General features: G+C 52.0%; 16 protein-coding genes. 3 read left to right on the forward strand and 13 right to left on the reverse strand.

Going from position 1 to position 19402, the window contains the following annotated elements; genetic code table 11:
- Positions 1-359 precede the first annotated feature (359 nt).
- Positions 360-680 (reverse strand): hypothetical protein, encoded by a 321-nt coding sequence (locus BMW93_RS35110; protein WP_143061606.1) that lies wholly within the window; start codon positions 678-680, stop codon positions 360-362.
- Here BMW93_RS35110 and BMW93_RS06115 point away from each other — a divergent pair.
- Positions 679-1644, forward strand: coding sequence for a methylenetetrahydrofolate reductase (locus tag BMW93_RS06115; protein WP_090374306.1), 966 nt, complete (start codon positions 679-681; stop codon positions 1642-1644). The genes BMW93_RS35110 and BMW93_RS06115 overlap by 2 nt on opposite strands.
- Here BMW93_RS06115 and BMW93_RS06120 read toward each other — a convergent pair.
- Positions 1637-3097 carry a lipopolysaccharide biosynthesis protein gene (locus BMW93_RS06120; RefSeq protein WP_090374307.1) on the reverse strand — a complete coding sequence of 487 codons (1461 nt, stop codon included), beginning with the start codon at positions 3095-3097 and terminating at the stop codon, positions 1637-1639. The genes BMW93_RS06115 and BMW93_RS06120 overlap by 8 nt on opposite strands.
- 48 nt (positions 3098-3145) lie before the next feature.
- Entirely contained in the window at positions 3146-3862 is a 717-nt protein-coding gene (locus BMW93_RS06125) for a class I SAM-dependent methyltransferase (protein WP_177194023.1), read from the reverse strand.
- A 293-nt stretch (positions 3863-4155) separates the two neighbouring features.
- On the opposite strand from BMW93_RS06125, the gene BMW93_RS06130 reads away from it, so the two are divergent.
- On the forward strand, positions 4156-5292 hold the full coding sequence (locus tag BMW93_RS06130) for a glycosyltransferase (protein WP_090374309.1): 1137 nt from the start codon (positions 4156-4158) through the stop codon (positions 5290-5292).
- Between the two features lie 45 nt (positions 5293-5337).
- Here BMW93_RS06130 and BMW93_RS06135 read toward each other — a convergent pair whose 3' ends face one another.
- The 8 genes from BMW93_RS06135 to BMW93_RS06170 form a co-directional block, all read right to left on the reverse strand.
- Positions 5338-6084, reverse strand: a complete 747-nt coding sequence (locus BMW93_RS06135; protein ID WP_090374310.1) for a TylF/MycF/NovP-related O-methyltransferase — start codon at positions 6082-6084, stop codon at positions 5338-5340.
- 49 nt (positions 6085-6133) lie between these two features.
- Positions 6134-6331 carry a hypothetical protein gene (locus BMW93_RS06140; protein WP_090374311.1) on the reverse strand — a complete coding sequence of 66 codons (198 nt, stop codon included), beginning with the start codon at positions 6329-6331 and terminating at the stop codon, positions 6134-6136.
- A gap of 202 nt (positions 6332-6533) precedes the next feature.
- Positions 6534-7823 carry an ATP-binding protein gene (locus BMW93_RS06145; protein WP_090374312.1) on the reverse strand — a complete coding sequence of 430 codons (1290 nt, stop codon included), beginning with the start codon at positions 7821-7823 and terminating at the stop codon, positions 6534-6536.
- A gap of 1 nt (position 7824) precedes the next feature.
- The gene (locus tag BMW93_RS06150; RefSeq protein WP_090374313.1) at positions 7825-8151 is read right to left on the reverse strand and encodes a circadian clock KaiB family protein; all 327 of its coding nucleotides are present in this window, start codon (positions 8149-8151) and stop codon (positions 7825-7827) included.
- Positions 8152-8156: 5 nt separating this feature from the next.
- On the reverse strand, positions 8157-8462 hold the full coding sequence (locus tag BMW93_RS06155; protein ID WP_090374314.1) for a circadian clock KaiB family protein: 306 nt from the start codon (positions 8460-8462) through the stop codon (positions 8157-8159).
- A 9-nt stretch (positions 8463-8471) separates the two neighbouring features.
- Entirely contained in the window at positions 8472-10151 is a 1680-nt protein-coding gene (gene kaiC, locus BMW93_RS06160) for a circadian clock protein KaiC (RefSeq protein ID WP_229240225.1), read from the reverse strand.
- 228 nt (positions 10152-10379) lie between these two features.
- Positions 10380-11165, reverse strand: a complete 786-nt coding sequence (locus tag BMW93_RS06165; RefSeq protein WP_090374316.1) for a hypothetical protein — start codon at positions 11163-11165, stop codon at positions 10380-10382.
- A 45-nt stretch (positions 11166-11210) separates the two neighbouring features.
- Positions 11211-12464 (reverse strand): styrene monooxygenase/indole monooxygenase family protein, encoded by a 1254-nt coding sequence (locus tag BMW93_RS06170; protein WP_143061607.1) that lies wholly within the window; start codon positions 12462-12464, stop codon positions 11211-11213.
- A 180-nt stretch (positions 12465-12644) separates the two neighbouring features.
- On the opposite strand from BMW93_RS06170, the gene BMW93_RS06175 reads away from it, so the two are divergent.
- Entirely contained in the window at positions 12645-18293 is a 5649-nt protein-coding gene (locus BMW93_RS06175; protein WP_090374318.1) for an AAA family ATPase, read from the forward strand.
- Here BMW93_RS06175 and BMW93_RS06180 read toward each other — a convergent pair.
- Positions 18259-18558, reverse strand: coding sequence for an Hpt domain-containing protein (locus tag BMW93_RS06180; protein WP_090374319.1), 300 nt, complete (start codon positions 18556-18558; stop codon positions 18259-18261). The genes BMW93_RS06175 and BMW93_RS06180 overlap by 35 nt on opposite strands.
- Before the next feature lie 2 nt (positions 18559-18560).
- Positions 18561-19262 carry a response regulator transcription factor gene (locus tag BMW93_RS06185; protein ID WP_090374320.1) on the reverse strand — a complete coding sequence of 234 codons (702 nt, stop codon included), beginning with the start codon at positions 19260-19262 and terminating at the stop codon, positions 18561-18563.
- Between the last annotated feature and the right edge of the window lie 140 nt (positions 19263-19402).

The following is a 19402-nucleotide window of genomic DNA, read 5'->3' on the forward strand; positions in this document are numbered from 1 at the left end:
TCAAGCGTTTTGTTTTAAAAAAGTAAGTGGAGGGGTGTCCGTGCAGATGCGACGGGCGAGCGGATTTGGGTCATGATTTTCAAACAGGTTTAGTAATAATTTCAGGTTTTAGTAATTTCCGGGGCATAGCAAAGCCATCGCTTTTTGCCGTTCCGCAAGCGTAGTCCGATTTGATGTTAGGTGAGGGGGTATATTAATATTTTTAAAAAATATAGTCCAAAAGAGGCCTGTGCACATTTAAATGCCGTTAAAATGGGCTTAAATTAAGATTAAAATGCACCTTGGCTGCGAGTGTCGATCGGTTACAAAAAATGCCGGAAATGTCATAAACGTCGCATCGGCGAATGAGTACCAGCCTTTTAATCCGGAATGTAGAATGACATTTTCGCCTTGCCGGGCAGGCCCATCAGAAGCCGGACTATTCGTACGGAGGCATTGCGCCCTGGCTGTTGACGGAGCGTAAATGATGCCCGTTGCATTTGTAAAGGATCAGCCGCTGCGAACACTTGCTTTGCAGCGGCTGAATAATAAAAAAAATGCGCAGTTGGCTGATTTAGTAGTAATAAATCCGGAAAATGATGTTTAGTTTGGAGAATGGACGCGGGCGGCAGGAGAACAGGATGTCCACGATGCAGGTAACTTTTATGAGAAGCGGCAGGATGCCCATTCAATAATGTCATGTTTCTAAACAAGATCAAATCCCAAGAATCAGGAGTGGTGCTTTACGGCATTACGCCGCCCAAAGCCGACACCACCGCTGAACGCGTTGCGGAGATTGCCGAGAAGACCATCGAGCGGTTGGCTGCCCTGGATATCGATGCACTGGTAGTATATGATGTGCAGGATGAATCGGCCCGGACGAAAGAAGAGCGGCCTTTTCCATTCATGAACTCACTTGATCCGCTGCATTTCGCGTCCGGATACCTGGGCTCACTCGACGTTCCCAAGATCATTTACCGTCCCGCCGGCAAGTTTTCCGCGGAAGAGCTTTCCGAATGGCTCGAAGCGTTGCACAAACAAAGTTTCTACCCTGTTTTCGTAGGCGTGCCCGCACCCGATTTTCCGGTCAGGACGAGCCTTCCCGAAGCGTACAAAATCTGGCGGAAAAACGAAGAAACGTCCGTGATCGGTGCCGTGACGATCCCCGAGCGGCATAAGATCCTGCAAGACGAGGACGTGCGGATTCTCGACAAAATGGAATGCGGGGTCTCGTACTTCATTTCACAGTGCGTTTTCAACCTCGAATATGCGAAGCAGGTGATCGAAGACCTCGCGCTGCGTTGCGGCAGCCAGCAGATAGCGCCACCGACCATTATTTTCACGATCACGGCCTGCGGCTCTGAAAAGACTTTGCAGTTTATGGACTGGCTGGGCATCAACGTGCCGGAGGAAGTGAAGGAGGACCTCAGGCAGTCGGAGAATATTCTGGAACGATCGGTCAATATATGCCTCGATATTGCTTCCGAGCTCACCGCGTTCTGTATGGAGCGTTCCATTCCTTTCGGCTTCAATATCGAAAGCGTCGCTATCCGAAAAGCGGAAATCGAGGCATCGATTTACATGGCAAGCCAGATCAGCCAGATGCTGAAAGACAAAGGCGTGCGGAAAGTAGCGGGAGCAGAGCAAGCGCTCAGGACTACCTGAGCCTCACCGATACGTTTGCCAAAACTTTTTTGACCAATCCCATCACCATTTCGTAATGGAATGCCAGGAAGGTTATGCCCAGAATGGCAGATTTGATCACGAACAGGTAGATCAGTCCCACACTATCCTGCCCGAAGTTGCCGAAAGCCTGTGTTAAATACATGAGTACCACCAGCACCGCGGCCAGTTTCATGTGCTTTGCAATCACTTTCAGGAAACGCATGAAGCTCGCACCCAGGATCTTGTTGATCAGCACGTAGTACACGATGATGAAATTCGAGGCTATCGCGACGGAAATGCAGAGGGCGGTCATGTTCAGTGATTTGAAATAGAGAATGCCGAGCAGCGTCGCGGAGATGGTGGTGAAGGTGCTCAGAATCCCCATTTTAAATAGCTTGTCGGTGCGGCCCATCGACTGGAAAATAGCGCCGCCACTTGAATTGACCATTTGCAACCAGATCGACGCGCCGAATATTTGCAGCACCGGCGCCACTTCCATCCATTTAGACCCTAACACGAAGTAGACGATTTCCTTCGATGAAAAGAACACGAAGACCGAAATCGGGATGCCGAGCATGGCCAGGATATTCACCACTTTCAGATATTCTTCAAAAATGGTTTTGGGCTGATCCACGTACCGTGCGAGCACGGGGTGGAGCACGGGCGTGATCACGTGCGTGAGGTTCGCGACCGGGTACATCATGAGCTGGTACGACTGGCTGTAAATGCCCAGGTTCTGGTTGCCCATGAATTTGCCGATCAGGATGTTGTCGAGATTGCGGGAGAAGTAGTTGATGAAATTGAATGCAAACTGAAAACCCGAATACCGCGCGATTTTCCTGAAACCGCCAAAGCCGAAACCTTCGATCAGCCGCAGTTTGGAAAAATAGAAGCACATTACACAGACCATCACGCTGGATAGGATCGACCGCCAGATAATCGAATAGTAGCTGTAACCTTTCATGGCGAGGAACACCACCAGGATTCCCGTGGTAACGCTCGCGATGATTTCTATCCCGCCCAGTAATTTGAACGATTTTTCACGCATTAAAAGACTCCTCGGAACGCCGGATAAAGAGCTGAAAAACACGCTGATGGCCAGCAGCTGACCGATCCGGATGTAAACGTCGCTTTCATAGAACCAGGCGATGCCGTAAGACAACAGGTAGAAGGCCAGCCCGAGGCAGACGCTCAATAAGATGGTGATCTTGAAAATGTCGGAAATGTCCTTGCGCGTAAGCTCCCGGTTCTGGACGATCGCCGTTCCTACGCCGATATCGCCCAGAATGCTGAAAAAAGTAATGAATACGGTAACAATACCGACGATGCCGTATTCTTTCGGGGACAGGAACCGGGCCAGTATCGAATTGATTACCAGCCCGATCAGTATGTTGCTGTATTTGGAAATAAAAACAAAAAAAGTACCTCTCTTGATTTCCTGGTCAACGCGCATTTTCTGTAAGTTTTACTACATGCCCGCTCCGGGCCGGAAAATACACCACTAAGCTTTCGGAGCGTTCTTTTTCGCTACAAGAATGTAAGTACAGGCATCTTTATCTTTGCCGCCCTGCGAGGGTATTTGGTCAAACAGGTAGATGAGGGGTTGAAAAATGATTGCCAGAACAGGCCGTAAAAAAGGAGGCAGGGCGAAAGTGAAGCCATCCTGGAAGAGTTGGAGGCCCATGGCCGACCGGCCGATGATCCCCCGGAAGTGGACTACTTCAAATCCGGCGTCGGTCACAACTTTCTTCAGACCAGTGGAGGTCCAGCGCCAGAAATCGGTCGGGTCGGGGTGGAACATCCAGTAGCCATGTGTGCTGAGGATGAGCTGTCCGTCGGTTTTGAGCACGCGCAGCGCTTCTTTCAGGTATTCCGTCGGGTTGACGACGTGTTCCAGCGCCTGGGTCGACAGCACTACATCGAGCGCTTCGTCAGGGAGCTCGATTCTACCCTCGGGAGAGATTAAAATGTCGGCCACCTTGTTCCCGGGAAGGTCAATGCCGATGTACTTGTGAACGTAGGGTGCAACTAATGACTCGTAGGGCCGGTTTCCGCATCCGTAGTCGGCCAAAGTTAAGTTTCTTGAATCGCGCGCTACAAAATCTCTGATAACATCCTCAATAGCCTGGCGAAGTTGGCGGAGATAATAATAACGGGTTGCCATTCTTCCGAATATCGATGGATACAAGCGTTCGACTCCTGGTTCTCTTTCTGTCATGCTAAAATAAGTATAGTGTTTGTAGTACATGTACCGTTTGCTAACCGTCTGAATTACCCGGCGGTAGCTCCCGAAGCTGCAATTTATAACTCTTTTTGAGCGAATTGCAGATCGGCCATTGTATATTTGACCGTTTTACAACAACCGGTATTCCGGGGTGAGCGAACGGCAAGGCAACATCGATTGGAAGTTTTTAACTTACCTGCTCATTACTAGTAACTTGTATAAATGCTTCTTCGGCATATTGGATTTACACACTATTCAACCGGCATATGGCCGAAGTTTTTTAGAATATGAACATTCTGGTATTCAATCAATCATTTTTTCCGCTTAGTGAAACATTTGTCCATCGTCAGGTAGTGGGTTTGTCCAGGTATCACGCTGTAACGGCGCTGACCTATCGCTATGAGAATGAGGATAAATTTCCAATTGATGTTAAAAAAGAGCTCCTGGCTCCGTACCGGGGCTTACCCGATAAGCTGATCACGAAGGCGCTGCGCGTCTTGACGGGAAAAAGCCACAAACTGAGCTTCCAAAACCGCTCGCGTGTGTCGGAGCTGTTGCGAAGCGGCAAAATAGATGTAATCCACGCTCATTTCGGGCCGTCCGGCATTGAACTGCTGCCGGTGGCCAAAAAGCTAGGTATACAGATGGTCGTCAGTTTCCACGGAATCGACGCCGCGCCGGCGATGCTGGACCACAAGGAATATGCGGATAGCATTCAGGAGGTGATCGAATATGCCAAAGCGGTCATTATCGTAAGCCCGCATTTCATAGATACGCTAAACCTTCGCAGGTTCAGTGATAAAGTGCATTTGATCCCGTACGGCACCGACGAGCAGAAGTTTCTCCCCGCGGAAACGCCGGAGCGCGAAAAGGTCGTTATTCAGCACGTAGGTCGCCTGGTGGCGAAAAAGGGCGTTCCCGACCTGATCAAAGCGTTCGCAAGGCTTTGTGAAAATCATCATAACCTGGAATTGCGGATTATCGGCGACGGCCCGGAAATGCCATTGTGTAAAGACCTCGCCGACCGGCTCAACCTGGGCGACAAAATAGCGCTGCTCGGGTCCAAACCACACGGGGTCGTCAACGAACACATGAAAGACGCCGATATTTACGTGCTCAACAGCCGGACCGACGACAAGGGGGATATGGAAGGGTTGCCCAACTCCATTCTCGAAGCCATGAGCATGGAAAAGCCTGTGGTATCAACCTACCATGCGGGGATTCCGCAAGCGATTCAGGACGGGGTGAATGGGTTGCTGGTAAAGGAAAGAGATAACGACGGACTGGCCGCCGCGCTTGAAAAGTTAATTCAGAACCGGGAGCTCAGACGCAGGCTGGGCGTGGAGGCGCGTAAGACTATCGTCGCGAATTTCAGCGCCGACTCCATGGAAACAAAAATCCAGTCAGTGTTCGCGGGACTGTAATTGTCTCCCACGCTTCGTACTGACTGGATTTGTTATGGTAGTGGTTTAAACCGCCTGTGATTTCACTGCAATTCTTCCCGTGTAGTCGATTCTGTTGAGCAAAAGGGGTTTATCTGAGAAATATTCATCCACTGCTTTTTTACAGCCGTCCCAATGTCCGTAGTCGTCGATGATCAGCACGCCCGAAACTGACAGGAGCGGGTACAAATACTTCAACTCGTGCGCGGTGGATTCGTACCAGTCGGTATCGAGGCGCAGCAATGCAATGCCGCCGGATGGCAATGTGGACGGAATGGTATCTTCGACCTTTCCTTTTACATAATGGATACTGGCTGCGGGATACTTCGTGATACCCATGTTCTGCTTCACGTCATTGATATCCGCCAGGCACCAGACGGATGTTTCTTTGTTATCGACACTCTTTTCCAGTAATTTATCGGCATCCTCGCCGCGGAAGGTCTTGTCATGCTCGGTAGGTTCCGACATCCCCTCAAACGTGTCGTACAGAAACAGTTGCTTGTCCGTACTGCGCAGGTGCAGCAGGGTGAGGGCGATCATCATGGAGCTTCCCCCGCGCCAGACGCCGCATTCGACAAAGTCCCCCGGGATATTATTTTTCACCACATATTTCACAGCATTGAACAATGCGTACATCCGTTCGACCGAAGTCATCGTGTAGGGCCTGCATTGCTCGTACAAGGCCAGGAATGTTTCATCGTCGGTGAATTTTTCTTCTTTTTTAATCCGGGATACTTGCAATCCAAAAGGTTTCAACAGAAGCGAATTGATCATAAACTGGCAGATATAGTGTTAAATGATTAAACGGTTCAAGCGCAGGACTTTAAATACCCCAAAAAATACTCAGATATACGCCGAGCCCGATCAGCAGCAAGCCGGCCAGCACGGTAACGACTACAAGCGCCGCGACGAACGTCTGTTCCTGTGAGTCGTCATCGACCAAACCAGTCAGGATCGCGCCGAGCTCTTCGTGTTCGATTTCCTGATCCCTGGCAGCCACATCAAGGACAATTTGTTTCATAATCAGGGGTGCTAATCAGTCAGTCAGTTTTTCGCATTTTCCATCAATGATAGGAAAGATTATCAGTAATTCAAAGCTGATTATCAGGTTTTTAATCCCTGTGAATCGGGTAAAAATGGGCTTAAAATTAGCGTAATGTTGAATTCAATGACTAAACGGCGTTATAGGATGATTTTCCGATATTTTTTCATCCCTGCCCGAATCAGGCAACGGCCTGCGGTTGTTTCACCGGAAGGCTGATCGTAAATCGCGCTCCTTCACCGGGCGTACTTTCGGCGGAGATTCTTCCGTGATGCCTTTCGATGATTTTCTTCGTGATCGACAGCCCGATCCCCGAACCTTCGTATTTGTCCTTATTATTGAGCCGTTCGAAAAGTGAGAAGATCCTTTCCTGGTATTCTTTCTCGAAACCTATCCCGTTATCGGCCACGACAATGTGGCAAAATGCCAATTCGCCTGTATCTCCGGGCTTCGAATCGGCCGGTTTACAGAATATTCGGATCACAGGGGCTTTGTCCTGCCTGGAAAATTTAATGGAGTTGCTGATCAGATTCTGGAACACCTGTTTGAGTTGCCCTCGGTTTCCTTCCACTACGGGCAGTTTTTCTACGATCACCTTGACATTCCGCTCTTGTAAAAGCAATTCATAGTCATCCAGAATTTCGGCGACCACGGCTTCCAGGCTTACTTCGTCATGGGGATGGGCGTTCGTCGACAGCCCGGAGTAGCTCAGGATATCCGATGCCATCGAACGCATCCTTTGCGAGGAGGAAATGATTTTGTCGAGGTATTTCCGGCTTTCGGCGGGAAGGTCCTGCATATGCCTGTCCCTGAGCATATTTGCGAAGATCAGGATCTTTCGCAGCGGCTCCTGAAGGTCATGGGAGGCGATGGAGGCGAACTGCTGCAAATCGTGGTTGCTTGCTTCCAGCTCCCCATTAGCGATCGTCAGCCGCTGGTTGTTTTCTTTGAGTAAACGCTGGATGTTCTTCTGAAAAGTGAGATCGGTGATGATAATACTCAGCGAAGGCCCCTCGTCGAGTTGAAGGGCCGTCAGGGAAAGTTGGCAGGGCACAGTTCCGCTATTACGGCAAATCTTTACTTCTATCTGGATATCCTTGGCCCAGGCAGTAGCAAACACATCCCTGAACATCGGGCGGCAGTCGCTGGAAACAAATGATTCGAAATCTTTCCCGACAATGGCGGACAGCGTCGCGCCAAGGATCGACGCAAACCTCGAATTGGCATACAGGATAATACCGCTTTCGTTGAGCGTCACGGCCCCTTCGTTCATTTTCTCGATAAATACGCGGTAGGAGTGGTCGGCTGTTTTGAGCGTGTAGAGCTGATGCCCGGCTTTGGCGTCGTTTACCACCAGCGCGTCGATCTGGCCGGTACGTATCGCCTCGATCGTGTCGTTAGCTTCCTCCAACCGAATGCTCAACTCGGCGTTTTCCCGGAGCAGTTGCTCGTAAGTTTTCAGATCGCCCATATCATTCGCCGGAAATACCCAAACCTTTCAAAACCTTTTGCGTGTCGGACATATCGCCGATCAGCCGCCGCTCGGGAGAAGGTCTCAACTTGACCAAAAGCGGCAATGCGACAAGCTGTTGCTGTGAGGCAAGCGACTTTTCCTGGTGGACGTCGATCACCCGGAGCGTGTACCTTTCTTTGATATATTTTTCACAAATCTCCCGGAGATTCTCGATGGCGCGGATCGAATTGGAGGAAGCACCGGCGATATACAGTCTTAGCTCGAAGTGGTCATCCATTTCGTCGCCATCGTCCCAATCCTGTGTCTGGTGTGTTCCCTGAATCATGTGATTTATTTTGCCGCGCGAATATTGAGTCCCACCAATACTTTTTCCTCATTGGAGAGGTCTCCGATGATCTTGCGAATGGGCTCCGGTACCTTTTTGACCAGCGTGGGGATGGCCAGGATCTGGTCGCCTTCGGCCAGTTGCGGTTGCACCAGCAAGTCGATCACTTCTATCACATATTTATCTTTCAGGTGCTCCTCGCAATACTTTTTGAGATTAGCAAGCGCAGCCACCGACCGGGCGGTCTTTCCGGCGACGTACAGCCTGAGTTCCCATACTTCTTCCTTTACTTCTTCTTTTACTTCTTCCATAACTGACTCTTAAAGCAGGTCGTCACGCTTGCGTGTGAGTTCCTGGCGGTTGTTTTCCATAATGCTTTTTTTGAGGTCGTCCTCGACATAGCTTTTGTTCAGCTCTTCCTGCAACGACTCGAATTCTTCTTTCAATGTCGCGATCTTGGATTCGAGCACCAGCCTTTTTCGTTCGATCTCGCGGTCTTTTCTCGATAAGGCATGGTCGCGGATGGCTTCGGAAGTTTTTTCCAGGAGCTGCTGCGTCTCCCGCGCGGAGCCTGTGAGTACGCCTTCGGGGCCGAGGAATACCTCCACCAGTTTGAGGCCTTCGTCGGTAATGACAAACTCCCTTACCTGGTTGGAATGCTTCATTCCGCGCGATTTCATGACGTACAACCCGCGGTTGCGCTCGCCGTTCGACTCGATGTCGCGGACAAGTATCCACACATCCACGAGCGACGATACGCCTTCATCGGTTTGTTCGGTCTTGTTATCGTTGAGCGCGAGCGCGGTGAACATGACGGTGATCTGCTGGCTTTGCAGGAAATCGATCAGGCGTGTCAGCAGGTTCTTTACCTCGCTGTTCGAGCCGACGGTAATGAGATTGCTGATCGGATCGAGTACGATCACATTGGGCCTGAACTGTTCGATGAGCTTCATAATCTTCAGCAAATGCATTTCCAGTCCATTGAACGTGGGCCTGGATGCGCTGAACATCAGTAAACCATTATCTATATGCGCTTGCAGATCGATATTGATCGATCGCATATTCCGTATGATCTGATAGGGCGATTCTTCGAATGCGAAATAAATGGCGCGCACGCCATCCTTACACGATTTGTCTATAAAACTCCCCGCAATGGAGGTTTTTCCTGTTCCGGCCGTACCGGAAACCAGTATGCTGCTGGCTTTATAGAATCCCTCTCCGGCAAGCATCTTGTCGAGCGCCGGGATACCCGAGGACAATCTTTCGGACGAGACGGCGTGGTTCAGCTGGAGCGATGTGACGGGAAGTACGGAAATACCGTCTTCATCGATCAGGAAAGGATATTCGTTGGTGCCGTGCACCGAGCCGCGGTACTTCACGATCCGCAGGATACGCGTGGATATCTTGTTTTCCACCCGATGATCGAGCAAGATCACGCAATCCGATACATATTCTTCCAATCCCTGGCGCGTGAGCGAAGCTTCGCCTTTTTCGCCGGTGATAATGGTCGTTACCTGCTTTTCTTTGAGCCATTCGAACAGTCTGCGGAGCTCGGCCCTCAATACTGCCTGGTTCGTCAGCCCGGCGAAAAGGCTTTCGATCGTATCCAATACAACGCGCTTGGCGCCGATGCTGTCGATCGCATAGGCGAGGCGGATAAAAAGGCCGTCCAGATTGTATTCGCCCGTCTCCTCGATCTCGCTGCGTTCGATATGCACGTGGTCGATCCGGATCAGGCCGTCGCGCTGCAACTGGTTCAGGTCGAAGCCGAGGGACGCTACATTGATCGCCAGTTCTTCGGCTTTTTCTTCAAAAGCTACAAACACACCGGGTTCGTCATATTGGGTAGCGCCGTGCACGAGGAATTCCATCGAGAACAGCGTTTTACCGGACCCGGCCTCGCCGCAAATCAATGTGGGCCGGCCGGAAGGTAATCCACCTGCAGTAATCTCGTCGAGACCGCGGATGCCGGTGTTCGATTTGGGAAGTGTGCGGGGCATTTTTCTTGATTCTGAGGGTTCCAAACTCATTGTCAATTCGTGAAAGGTTTAACGGTGAAAAACATTTCGTTTAACTGTTTGAAGAGAATATTGCAAAAACGATGCCAACCATGCCCTGTCCGGTAAAATACACACTGCACAAAAGCGAAAAACCCCGCCGGTCGGTGTACCGGCCAGCGGGGTTTTCAGTTTGTTGATGGAATTCCTTGTCCCCTATTTCAGCAATCGCTACTGGTTTGCCGCCGGCTCGCTGTAAAAGAAATCGTCCATGACCACCAGGTCGTCGTTCGCATTGTATTTGTACCCGTTGGTAATGCCCGCCGAACCGGTCGTGACGGTAACCCTCGTTACTTTGTTGCCGGGGAAAACGACGCCCAGGAAAGAGAAGCCGTTGGCATCGCTCCGCGCAGGGACGCTGAATTTACCCAGGCTTTTATCACCCTCGAAAAACTCGATGCTGCTGATATTGGCGCGGTCGACATCCGAAAATATAGCCCCGAACCCTCTCACGAATGCGGCATTAGCCGTGCCCGGGATTTTGAAAGTCAAATCCATCTTGTTGCTACCGATGGCGGCAAACGTACGGGCCGGGCTGAATGCCTTGAATTGCTCGCTGTTGCCCGAAACCACATCGCTGAAATCCTTGTCGCTTACCCGCAGGCCGTTGCCCGGAGTGGAAAATACGACGCCGCGCTTCCTGCCCGCAGGCAATGCAGGGTCGGTACTGTTGAAGAAATCGCCCGGGAAGGTGTCGGTGTTTGTCTGGTTATCCGGTACGGCGTCCCAGTTGATCTCCCGGCGACCGGTACTATTGACGGTCGTGTTCAGCGGATCGCCCAGCAACGTCCTGAATGCCGCGATTTGCGTATTGATATCGCCGCTGCCTTTGATCTCGGTGAAATTGATTTCCTGCGACGGATTTGGGTCCTTGTCTTCTGAATTGCAAGCAGATATGAGTGCGATGCAGGCAAATAGTGTGAAATTGCCCAGAACTGTTTTGAACGTAGTTTTCATGGTATTTAAATGGATATGGATATAGAATGCAAAGAATGGAATTACTCATAAAGCTGCCGAGGCAGGTATCAGGGTTTTGCGTGTGAGGTACTCGCGGGCGGCATCGGCATTGTCGAGCCAGGGGAACAGGGAAGGGGCGTGGTTGAAGCCATTCACAAAATCGGAAGCGACTTCGGGGTAGCGTGCGGCTGCTTGCAATACGTCGACCACATGGGGCGCGGGCGGTGCGAGGAAAATGTCACAAAAACGGTTGACATACTTCGAATACTGCCAGAATTCTTCGAAAGTCCTGTTCATCCATTCCAAATCGAACGGCGCATCGCCGCGGTTGATGATCGCCTGGGCATACACATTCGCCATTTTGGAAGCATTGTTGCCGCCCTGGCCCACGATCGGGTCGTTGAGAATGACGGTGTCGCCCAGGCCCAGCACGGCCGCCGTCGAATTCAGCTGCACTACGGGCTTTCTCACGACGGGGGCGAATGCGCCTTTCAGGAATGCATTGTTGCCCACTAGCGCCGCATTTTCAAATGCCGCGTACCGCCAGGGCAGGAGGGTGCGGATCATTTCCTTCGCCTTGTCGAGAATACCGGCCGCCGAATCGGCCTCGTCGAATACGTCCATCGGGCCGCCCGGAATGCTTTCTACGAGCAGGAAAGCGCATTGAATGTCGTCTTTCTGATAAAACGGGGCCGTAATGATCTCCCCGGCACCCATCACCGCATCGAGTGTGATGGAATTGAAGCGCGTTCTGTGTGTGTGTTCAAAATCGTTGATATGGATCTGCACAAGCTTGCGGGCCGGAGCTGTATGTGTCGAGCGCTCGTCGTCCCTTGTAAACAGCCTGGCCAACGGGCCCTTGCCGGACGAAACGACTACGAGGTCGAACTGCGCGGTGCATGCCAGCAGGTCGGAAGGCGTGGTATCACTCACGATGAACTGGCCGCCCAGCTTTTCAAACAGTTTAATCCATTGATAGAATTTCAAACGCTGATCGATGGACGTGCCGGGCTTGCTGGTGCGGGATTGGATACCAAATGCAAAGTCGCCCGCCGGTGTGCCGAAGTTGATCTGGAAGCCGGTCGAATGGAAAGCGGTATCGGCCCAGAGATCGAGGCCCAGTTCCTTTTCCAGTTGCAGCGAATCATTGAAAAGGTAGGTAGCGCCAGTAGGCGGGCCGTTGAATATTTCCTCCGCCGAACGCTCCGAAATGATGGTCACGTCGTAACCGCTTCTGACCAACCTGATACCAAGGTGTAGCCCCGACTGGCCCGCGCCCATGATTGCTATCTTTCTCATTGATCCGATGTGTTTTGATGTTCATTTTGGTGCTGACAAAGGTATAGTGCGCGACAGGTGCCAAATGGTAAGTACTCCTTAAAAAGTATAAAAAAATATAAAAATCCGCCTGCCGTAATTGGCCGGTATTGCCCGAAAGTTACCTTTGCATTGCTTTGAAACTGAATCTATTAAGACGCGATGGGCCTCAACGCTATACAAATACCCGATTACCGGGTCACGCAGGAACTTTATAAAGAGCCGAACCGGTCGTTCTTTTCAGCGGTACGCGAAAGCACTTCCGAAAAGGTGATGCTGAAAGCGGTTCCGGTTACAGTTGGAAACGACCCATCTGACGGCCAATCGCCCGAAGCATTTGCCTGGCTGAATGCGTTTCAGTTCGACCGCATCCTGAATGCCCGGCGCTCCGTCCGGACGGAAAGTTACCACATCACCGAGCTGGACCATTTTGACGGTATTTTTTTGCAACAATATCTGGATACCAACCCAATAGACGTCCCCACCGGCATTACCATTGCCGAAGAGCTCGTCCGGATCGTGGAAGAACTGCATTACCATGGCATCAGGCATTGTGATTTCCGTCCGGCGCACCTGCTGACCGATCCGGCGACGCACCGGCTCCGGATCGCGGACATGGCCTGCGCACAACCTGCCGCTGCCGGAACCAATGCTGCCGGCCGGCATGCCGCGATCGACCTGCATTATATGGCTCCCGAGCAAAGCGGGCTAATCGACGTGCCGGTCGGTTATCGCACCGAATATTACCATTTGGGCGTGCTGTTATACCGCCTGTTTACGGGCAAATTGCCTTTCGATAGTACCGATTCCAACGAGCTCGTACACGCGCACATCGCACGCATGCCCGTGTGGCCTTCCGATGCGCCCCTGGCACTTCGGAACATCGTTATGAAACTGCTGGCGAAGAAGCCCGAAGACCGTTACCAGACCACCCGCGGCATTTTGGCGGATCTGGCGGTTTGTAAAGACGCAATGCCGGAAGATTTCATAGCCGGCCAATCCGATGTCCCCGGCATTTTCCGGATAGCCGATCGCCTGTACGGGCGTACGCAGGAGCTCGCGCTGGTGCTGGGCGCCTATGCACGCATACACGAGGGCAACGAGCTGGTACTCGTCTCGGGGCAATCGGGGATCGGGAAATCGTCGCTGGTAGCCGCGGTGCAGCAGCAACTTGAAACCACGGGGGCGTTGTTTGTTTCCGGAAAATTCGACCAGTATGTACAGAATATTCCGTTCGAAGGGGTGATCAAATCTTTCAAAGAGCTGGTTTGCAAAATATCGCAGGGCAATGTGGCTTACTGGAAAAACGCCATTCTGGACGCGGTAGGGCCCTTCGGACAAATCATCATCGACGTGATCCCCGAGTTAGAGAAACTGATCGGCCGCCAGCCGGCCGTCGGGCGTCTTTCACCGCTGGAAGCGCAGAACCGCTTTGTGAATGTATTTACCCATTTTATTGATGTTTTCACCAAACCGGAACACCCGCTGGTCATATTCCTCGACGACCTGCATTGGGCCGATCTTTCCAGCCTGCGTTTCCTGAGCCGCGTTACCCATTCGGTAACCGGTAATAACCTGCTCATAATCGGAACTTACCGGGATAATGAAGTGTCCGCCACGCACCCGCTCCGTACGGCCATCAGCGAGCTCGACGCAAGCCAATCGCGGTTGACGCAGATCGCACTTTTCCCTTTACAAAAAGAAGCTATTTCGGAGCTGGTCGCGGATACTGTTTCCTGTCCGGTCAGTGCCGCATTGCCGCTTGCCGAAATCGTGCTGGCGGGGACGTTGGGTAATCCTTATTTTGTTTCTGAAACCTTGCAAAGGTTTTACCATCAGGGTCTTATTGTGTATGATGGTGCAAACGGGAAGTGGGTATGGGACGTTCAAAGTCTTGACGGCGAGGCGAAATCGGTTTCTTCCCAGCATTTGCTCGCCACCAAAATCACAAACCTCTCCACACCGGCAAGAAAAGCATTGACCACCGCCTCGTGCATCGGCACCGAGTTCGATCTGATCGTGCTTTCCGCCCTTCTCGACAAAACCCCGCAGGAAACGGGCGACGATATTCAGGAGGCCGTAACCGAAAACCTGCTGCGTGTCGTATCCGACCGACAGCCAGGGGAGCATTACCTGATTCAAAAACGGTACATTTTCGTACACGATCAGGTTCAAAGCGCTGCTTACGACCTGCTTTCAACCGAAGAGCAGATCGATAACCACCTGAATACGGGCTATTTCCTGCTCGAAAGGTTATCGACCGAAGAGCGCGATAAGCATCTTTTCGAGATCGTCAATCACCTGAATTACGGACGGGACTATACAACGGCCTCCGAGCGCCGCAGGATAGCCCGTCTCAATTGCGAAGCCGGAGAAAAGGCCGAGGCGTCGGCAGCCTATTCGGTAGCATTTGCCTATTTCAAAAAAGGCAGGGAAATGCTGGTTGCGGAAGACTGGCAGCACTACTATCCGCTTGCGTTTTCGCTCGGCGTTCAATGCGCGGAAAGTGCTTACCTGGCCGGCGACCCGGAGGTTTGCCTGGCGATTGCCGGCGAAATGCTCGCTCACGCAAAGCGCCTGGAAGACAAAGCGGAAATCTACGACGTTCAGATCCGCTGCCTGATATTAAACCAGCAGGAGGAGCAGGCCATAAGGATTTCCCTGGCCGTTCTGCGCGAGCTGGGCATCCGCTTCCCCGGCCGTCCCGGCAACATACATATCATTACGGCCTACCTGAAATCGAAATGGTGGCTGCGCGGGCGGACGATCGAGTCGCTGGCGGAATTGCCGGGCATGACGGACGTGCCTGCGCTTACGGCCATGCGGATCTTGCAGAACATTACCGCCACGGTGTATGTGAAAATCCCGACGCTGTACCCGTTGATGGTGATCAAAATGGTGGAACTTTCGCTCAGGTACGGCGTAGCGGCCGAGTCGGCGATCACATTCGCCACTTACGGAGCGATCGTCCATGCGGTTGAAAATAATGCCCCGGCTTGCTACCGCTTCGGGAATATGGCATTGAAACTGGCCGAGCAGACCGACGGGACGGCGCGGGCGCGAACGTTGCTCTTGTACAACATCGTGAACCGTCCGTGGGGGCAGCATATCAACGAGTCGCTCGAAGCGCTGCGGAAATCCTACCAGACGGGCGTCGAAATGGGCGATCTGGAATATTGCATGTACGCCTCGAACAGCTATTCGTTTCATCTGATGTTATCGGGTAAAAACCTGCATTGGGTCAAACACGAGATCATGCGGTTCAACGAGCCGCCCCGTGCGCTTTCGCGGGAGCAGACCACCCATCATAATGAGCCTTTTATCCAGATGCTGGTCAATCTTCTCGGTAATCCTGACGATCCTGCCACGCTCTCGGGACCCTATTTCGATGAAAAAACAGACTTTTCCGGCATTCTTGCCCAAAAAGACCGGTCGCGGATATTTGCGGTTTTCGTTTTTAAAATGATCGTCGCCTACCTTGGCAGGGACGCTTCCCGGGCGATGCAATATGCCACGCACGCCTCGGCCTACTTCGATGCCGTCAAAGCATCTCTTTTCGAACCACTTTATATTTTCTTTCTGGGTTTGGTCAATGTGGCCTTGTACCGTTCCGACGACCGGAGTGCAGCGCATATCCGCGGAGCCGGGGCGCAGCTGAAAAAACTCAAAAAGCTCGCCGAAATGGTACCCGTCAATTTTGCCCACCGCTATTACCTGCTCGATGCTGAAATCCTGGCCGTTCAAGGTAAGGCCGACCAGGCCATTGCGCGTTTCGATCAGGCCATTGTGGTCGCGCAGGAGAACTGTCATGCGCACGAGGCCGCGCTCGCGAACGAGCTGTGTGGTAGATATTGGCTGGAAAAGGGCCAGGCGAAAGCCGGAAATTTTTACCTGCGCGCCGCCATGGACGGCTACCGCGAGTGGGGTTGTGCATTGAAAGAACGCCAGCTACTCGCGGCTTTTCCCGAAATAGCCCATTCAACAGCTGAATCGATAACCCCGTTTCACGCAGGCGAGAGCATTGCCTCGACGCTCGACCTTTCGACATTGCTGAAAACTTCCGTGGCTATTTCCAGCGAAGTGATTTTTGACCAGCTCATGGAAAAACTGATCCAATTCGCGATTGAAAACGCCGGTGCGCAATCGGGGTACTTCATTCTCGACTGGGGCGGAGAGCTGATGATCGAGGCTGGGCGGTCGGTAGTGAGTGAGCGGACCGATATCCGGAAAATCCCGCTATCCGAATCGGTATCCGTTCCCCCGGGCATTGTGGAGCATGTTTTTTTGCATAAAACCGAGATTGTACTGCCGGACGCACAACAGAGCGAATTCAAAAACGATCCGGTGGTAGCTGTCCGGGGAGTTCGCTCAGCATTGTGCATTCCCGCATTAAACCAGGGCAAAGTGGTAGGGGCATTGTACCTGGAAAACAACCTGGCAACGGCGGTATTTACCCAGGAGCGTACGCAGTTGATCAAGCTCCTCTCGGGGCAGATCGCAGTGGCGATCGAGAACGCGATTTTGTACGAAAAGCTCGAACAGAAAGTGTCCGTCAGAACGGCGGAAATCCAGATACAAAAAGAGGAGATCGAGCGGCAGAAGCAGCTGGTAGAACAAAAATCCCGGTTTAAGGAGCAGTTTTTCGCCAATATGAGCCATGAAATCAGGACGCCCATGACGGCCATTATCGGCATGTCCGAACTGATTTTTGATACGCCCCTCAATGAAAAGCAACTGGAATATGCGAAAGGCATCCGCTATTCGTCGGAAAACCTGCTGGCGATTATCAACGACATTTTAGACTACTCCAAAATCGAGGCAGGGAAGTTTTCTTTTGTCAACAAACCCTTTCAGGTCCGCGACCGGATGGAGCGGCTGGGCTACATTTTACGGGTGATTGCGGAAGAGAAAGGATTGAAACTGGAAATCCTGGTGGAGCCGGACGTAAGCCCGCAGCTGATCGGCGATCCGATCAGGCTCCACCAGGTCCTGTTAAATCTGGCAGGTAATGCCGTGAAGTTTACGGAAAACGGCACGGTATCCATCCGCGTGGGCGTCGCCTCGCGCGATGGGGTGCATGAGCAACTGCATTTCAGCGTGACCGACACCGGTATCGGCATTGCCCAGGACAAGCTGGAATACATTTTCGAAACCTTCGCCCGGATAGACGACGATTCGAACAGCAAACAAACTGGTACCGGTTTGGGGCTTTTTATTGCCAAAAAGCTGGTAGAGGAGCAAGGTGGACAAATGCAGGTACAAAGCCGTCCGGGGCAGGGGACCACTTTCAGTTTCGACCTCACGTTTGAAATCTGCAATCCTTCCGCGGAACATGACGAAACAGTCGACGATACGCCGCTTGTCGGGCTGTCGGTGCTGCTGGTCGAGGATAACCTGTTCAACCAGGTAGTGGCGGAGGAAACTTTGAAGAAAATGATCCGCGACGTCCGTGTTACCATTGCCGACAATGGCGAAATCGCATTGCAAAAACTGGTTGATCATCCATTTGATATTGTGCTGATGGACGTGAAAATGCCCGTTATGGATGGGTACGCCGCCACGCGTGCAATACGCGCACGGGAGAACGGCCGGCGTGTCCCCATCCTCGCATTCACTTCCAATGCTAACCCGTCCGAAGCGCAAAAATGCGCGGACGCCGGTATGGACGATTACGTTACGAAGCCTATCGAAGCGAAAAAATTAAAATACAAGATCCGGAAGCTGTTGCAGGCCAGCCGGGCCGGGACGTTTCAGGAAGAGGTGAAAATTCCGGCTGTCAGGATAGCCGGAAATCCCGAACGAAATGGTTGACCGGCAAGGAAATGCCGTCGGTAAGTCCCGCGTCGACCTGCTCTTCCAGGCTTCGTATCTGTTCTGCCAACGTATGCATTCCTACGTAGTTGAATTGTGTTTTCAGGCTGTGTAGTGCCGTCGAAAGGCCTTCCCAATCCTGCGCCTCGCATAGTTCCGGGAGCGCGGCTACCTGGGCAGGTACCTGCGTATTGAAAATGGCTACGAACCGGTCGACGAGTCGTTGGTCGCCGCCCATCAGGTTGTGGAGCAGGGAGAGGTCCATGGTTAAGCGGCGCCCGGTTTGAAAATGAGTTTGTAACCTTCTCCATGCAGGTTCAGGATTTCTACGGCCGGTTCCGCTTTCAGGAACTTTCGTAATTTGCTCACATACACATTGAGGCTGTAACCCCGGTAATGTTCCTCGTCGCCCCAAATGCCGATCATCGCGGCGTCGCGCGTGAGGACCTTGTTCTGGTGTTCGCAGAATAATTTCAGGAGTTTCGCTTCGATCGAAGTCAGTTTGATCGTCTCCCCGGAAACGACGAGTTGCCGCAGATCAGGATCGAACCGCGAATGCCCCCATTCGTACTGCGCGACTACCCGCGCTTTTTCCTGCACTTTCACCCGTTTAAGGATCGCCCTGATCCGGAGGTAAAGCTCTTCCATGCTGAACGGCTTGGTCAGGTAATCGTCGGCGCCGAGCATTAGCCCCCTGATTTTGTCCTCTTTCAGTGATTGTCCGGTTAGAAAAATGATAGGAATGGTTTCGTCGAGTTGCTTGATTTCCTCCGCGAGCGTGAAGCCGTCCTTTTTGGGCATTTTGATATCCAGCACGCAGAGATCGAATTTCTGAGATTTGAATGCGTCGAGCCCGGCCTGTCCGTCGTGTTTGAGCATTACCCTGCATCCCTTCATTTCCAGGTACTCTTTCGTCAGTTCGCTGTATTGAACTTCGTCGTCGATGAACAACAAATGGGGCTGTTCCATAGATAGTTACGTTAATTGGGTGCCAGCAAGAATTTTGCGAGGAGGGGGAGTGCAATATTACCCAATGCCCGGAGCCGGGACAAGAACATCCTAGTTAACGGGTTGTAGCAATTCTTCAATGCACAATTTTGTAGAATAAT

The sequence above is a fragment of the Dyadobacter sp. SG02 genome (assembly GCF_900109045.1).
Classification (GTDB): Bacteria; Bacteroidota; Bacteroidia; order Cytophagales; family Spirosomataceae; genus Dyadobacter.

Coding starts and splice junctions, on each gene's coding strand:
- BMW93_RS06145 (WP_090374312.1), bottom strand. CDS start 7,823: ATGGGCGATCTGAAAACTTACGAGCAACTGCTCCGGGAAAACGCCGAG.
- BMW93_RS06130 (WP_090374309.1), top strand. CDS start 4,156: ATGAACATTCTGGTATTCAATCAATCATTTTTTCCGCTTAGTGAAACA.
- BMW93_RS06175 (WP_090374318.1), top strand. CDS start 12,645: ATGGGCCTCAACGCTATACAAATACCCGATTACCGGGTCACGCAGGAA.
- BMW93_RS06185 (WP_090374320.1), bottom strand. CDS start 19,262: ATGGAACAGCCCCATTTGTTGTTCATCGACGACGAAGTTCAATACAGC.
- BMW93_RS06115 (WP_090374306.1), top strand. CDS start 679: ATGTTTCTAAACAAGATCAAATCCCAAGAATCAGGAGTGGTGCTTTAC.
- BMW93_RS06165 (WP_090374316.1), bottom strand. CDS start 11,165: ATGAAAACTACGTTCAAAACAGTTCTGGGCAATTTCACACTATTTGCC.
- BMW93_RS06120 (WP_090374307.1), bottom strand. CDS start 3,097: ATGCGCGTTGACCAGGAAATCAAGAGAGGTACTTTTTTTGTTTTTATT.
- BMW93_RS06140 (WP_090374311.1), bottom strand. CDS start 6,331: ATGAAACAAATTGTCCTTGATGTGGCTGCCAGGGATCAGGAAATCGAA.
- BMW93_RS06125 (WP_177194023.1), bottom strand. CDS start 3,862: ATGACAGAAAGAGAACCAGGAGTCGAACGCTTGTATCCATCGATATTC.
- BMW93_RS06135 (WP_090374310.1), bottom strand. CDS start 6,084: ATGATCAATTCGCTTCTGTTGAAACCTTTTGGATTGCAAGTATCCCGG.
- BMW93_RS06180 (WP_090374319.1), bottom strand. CDS start 18,558: ATGGACCTCTCCCTGCTCCACAACCTGATGGGCGGCGACCAACGACTC.
- BMW93_RS06170 (WP_143061607.1), bottom strand. CDS start 12,464: ATGAGAAAGATAGCAATCATGGGCGCGGGCCAGTCGGGGCTACACCTT.
- BMW93_RS35110 (WP_143061606.1), bottom strand. CDS start 680: ATGACATTATTGAATGGGCATCCTGCCGCTTCTCATAAAAGTTACCTG.
- BMW93_RS06150 (WP_090374313.1), bottom strand. CDS start 8,151: ATGATTCAGGGAACACACCAGACACAGGATTGGGACGATGGCGACGAA.
- BMW93_RS06155 (WP_090374314.1), bottom strand. CDS start 8,462: ATGGAAGAAGTAAAAGAAGAAGTAAAGGAAGAAGTATGGGAACTCAGG.
- kaiC (WP_229240225.1), bottom strand. CDS start 10,151: ATGCCCCGCACACTTCCCAAATCGAACACCGGCATCCGCGGTCTCGAC.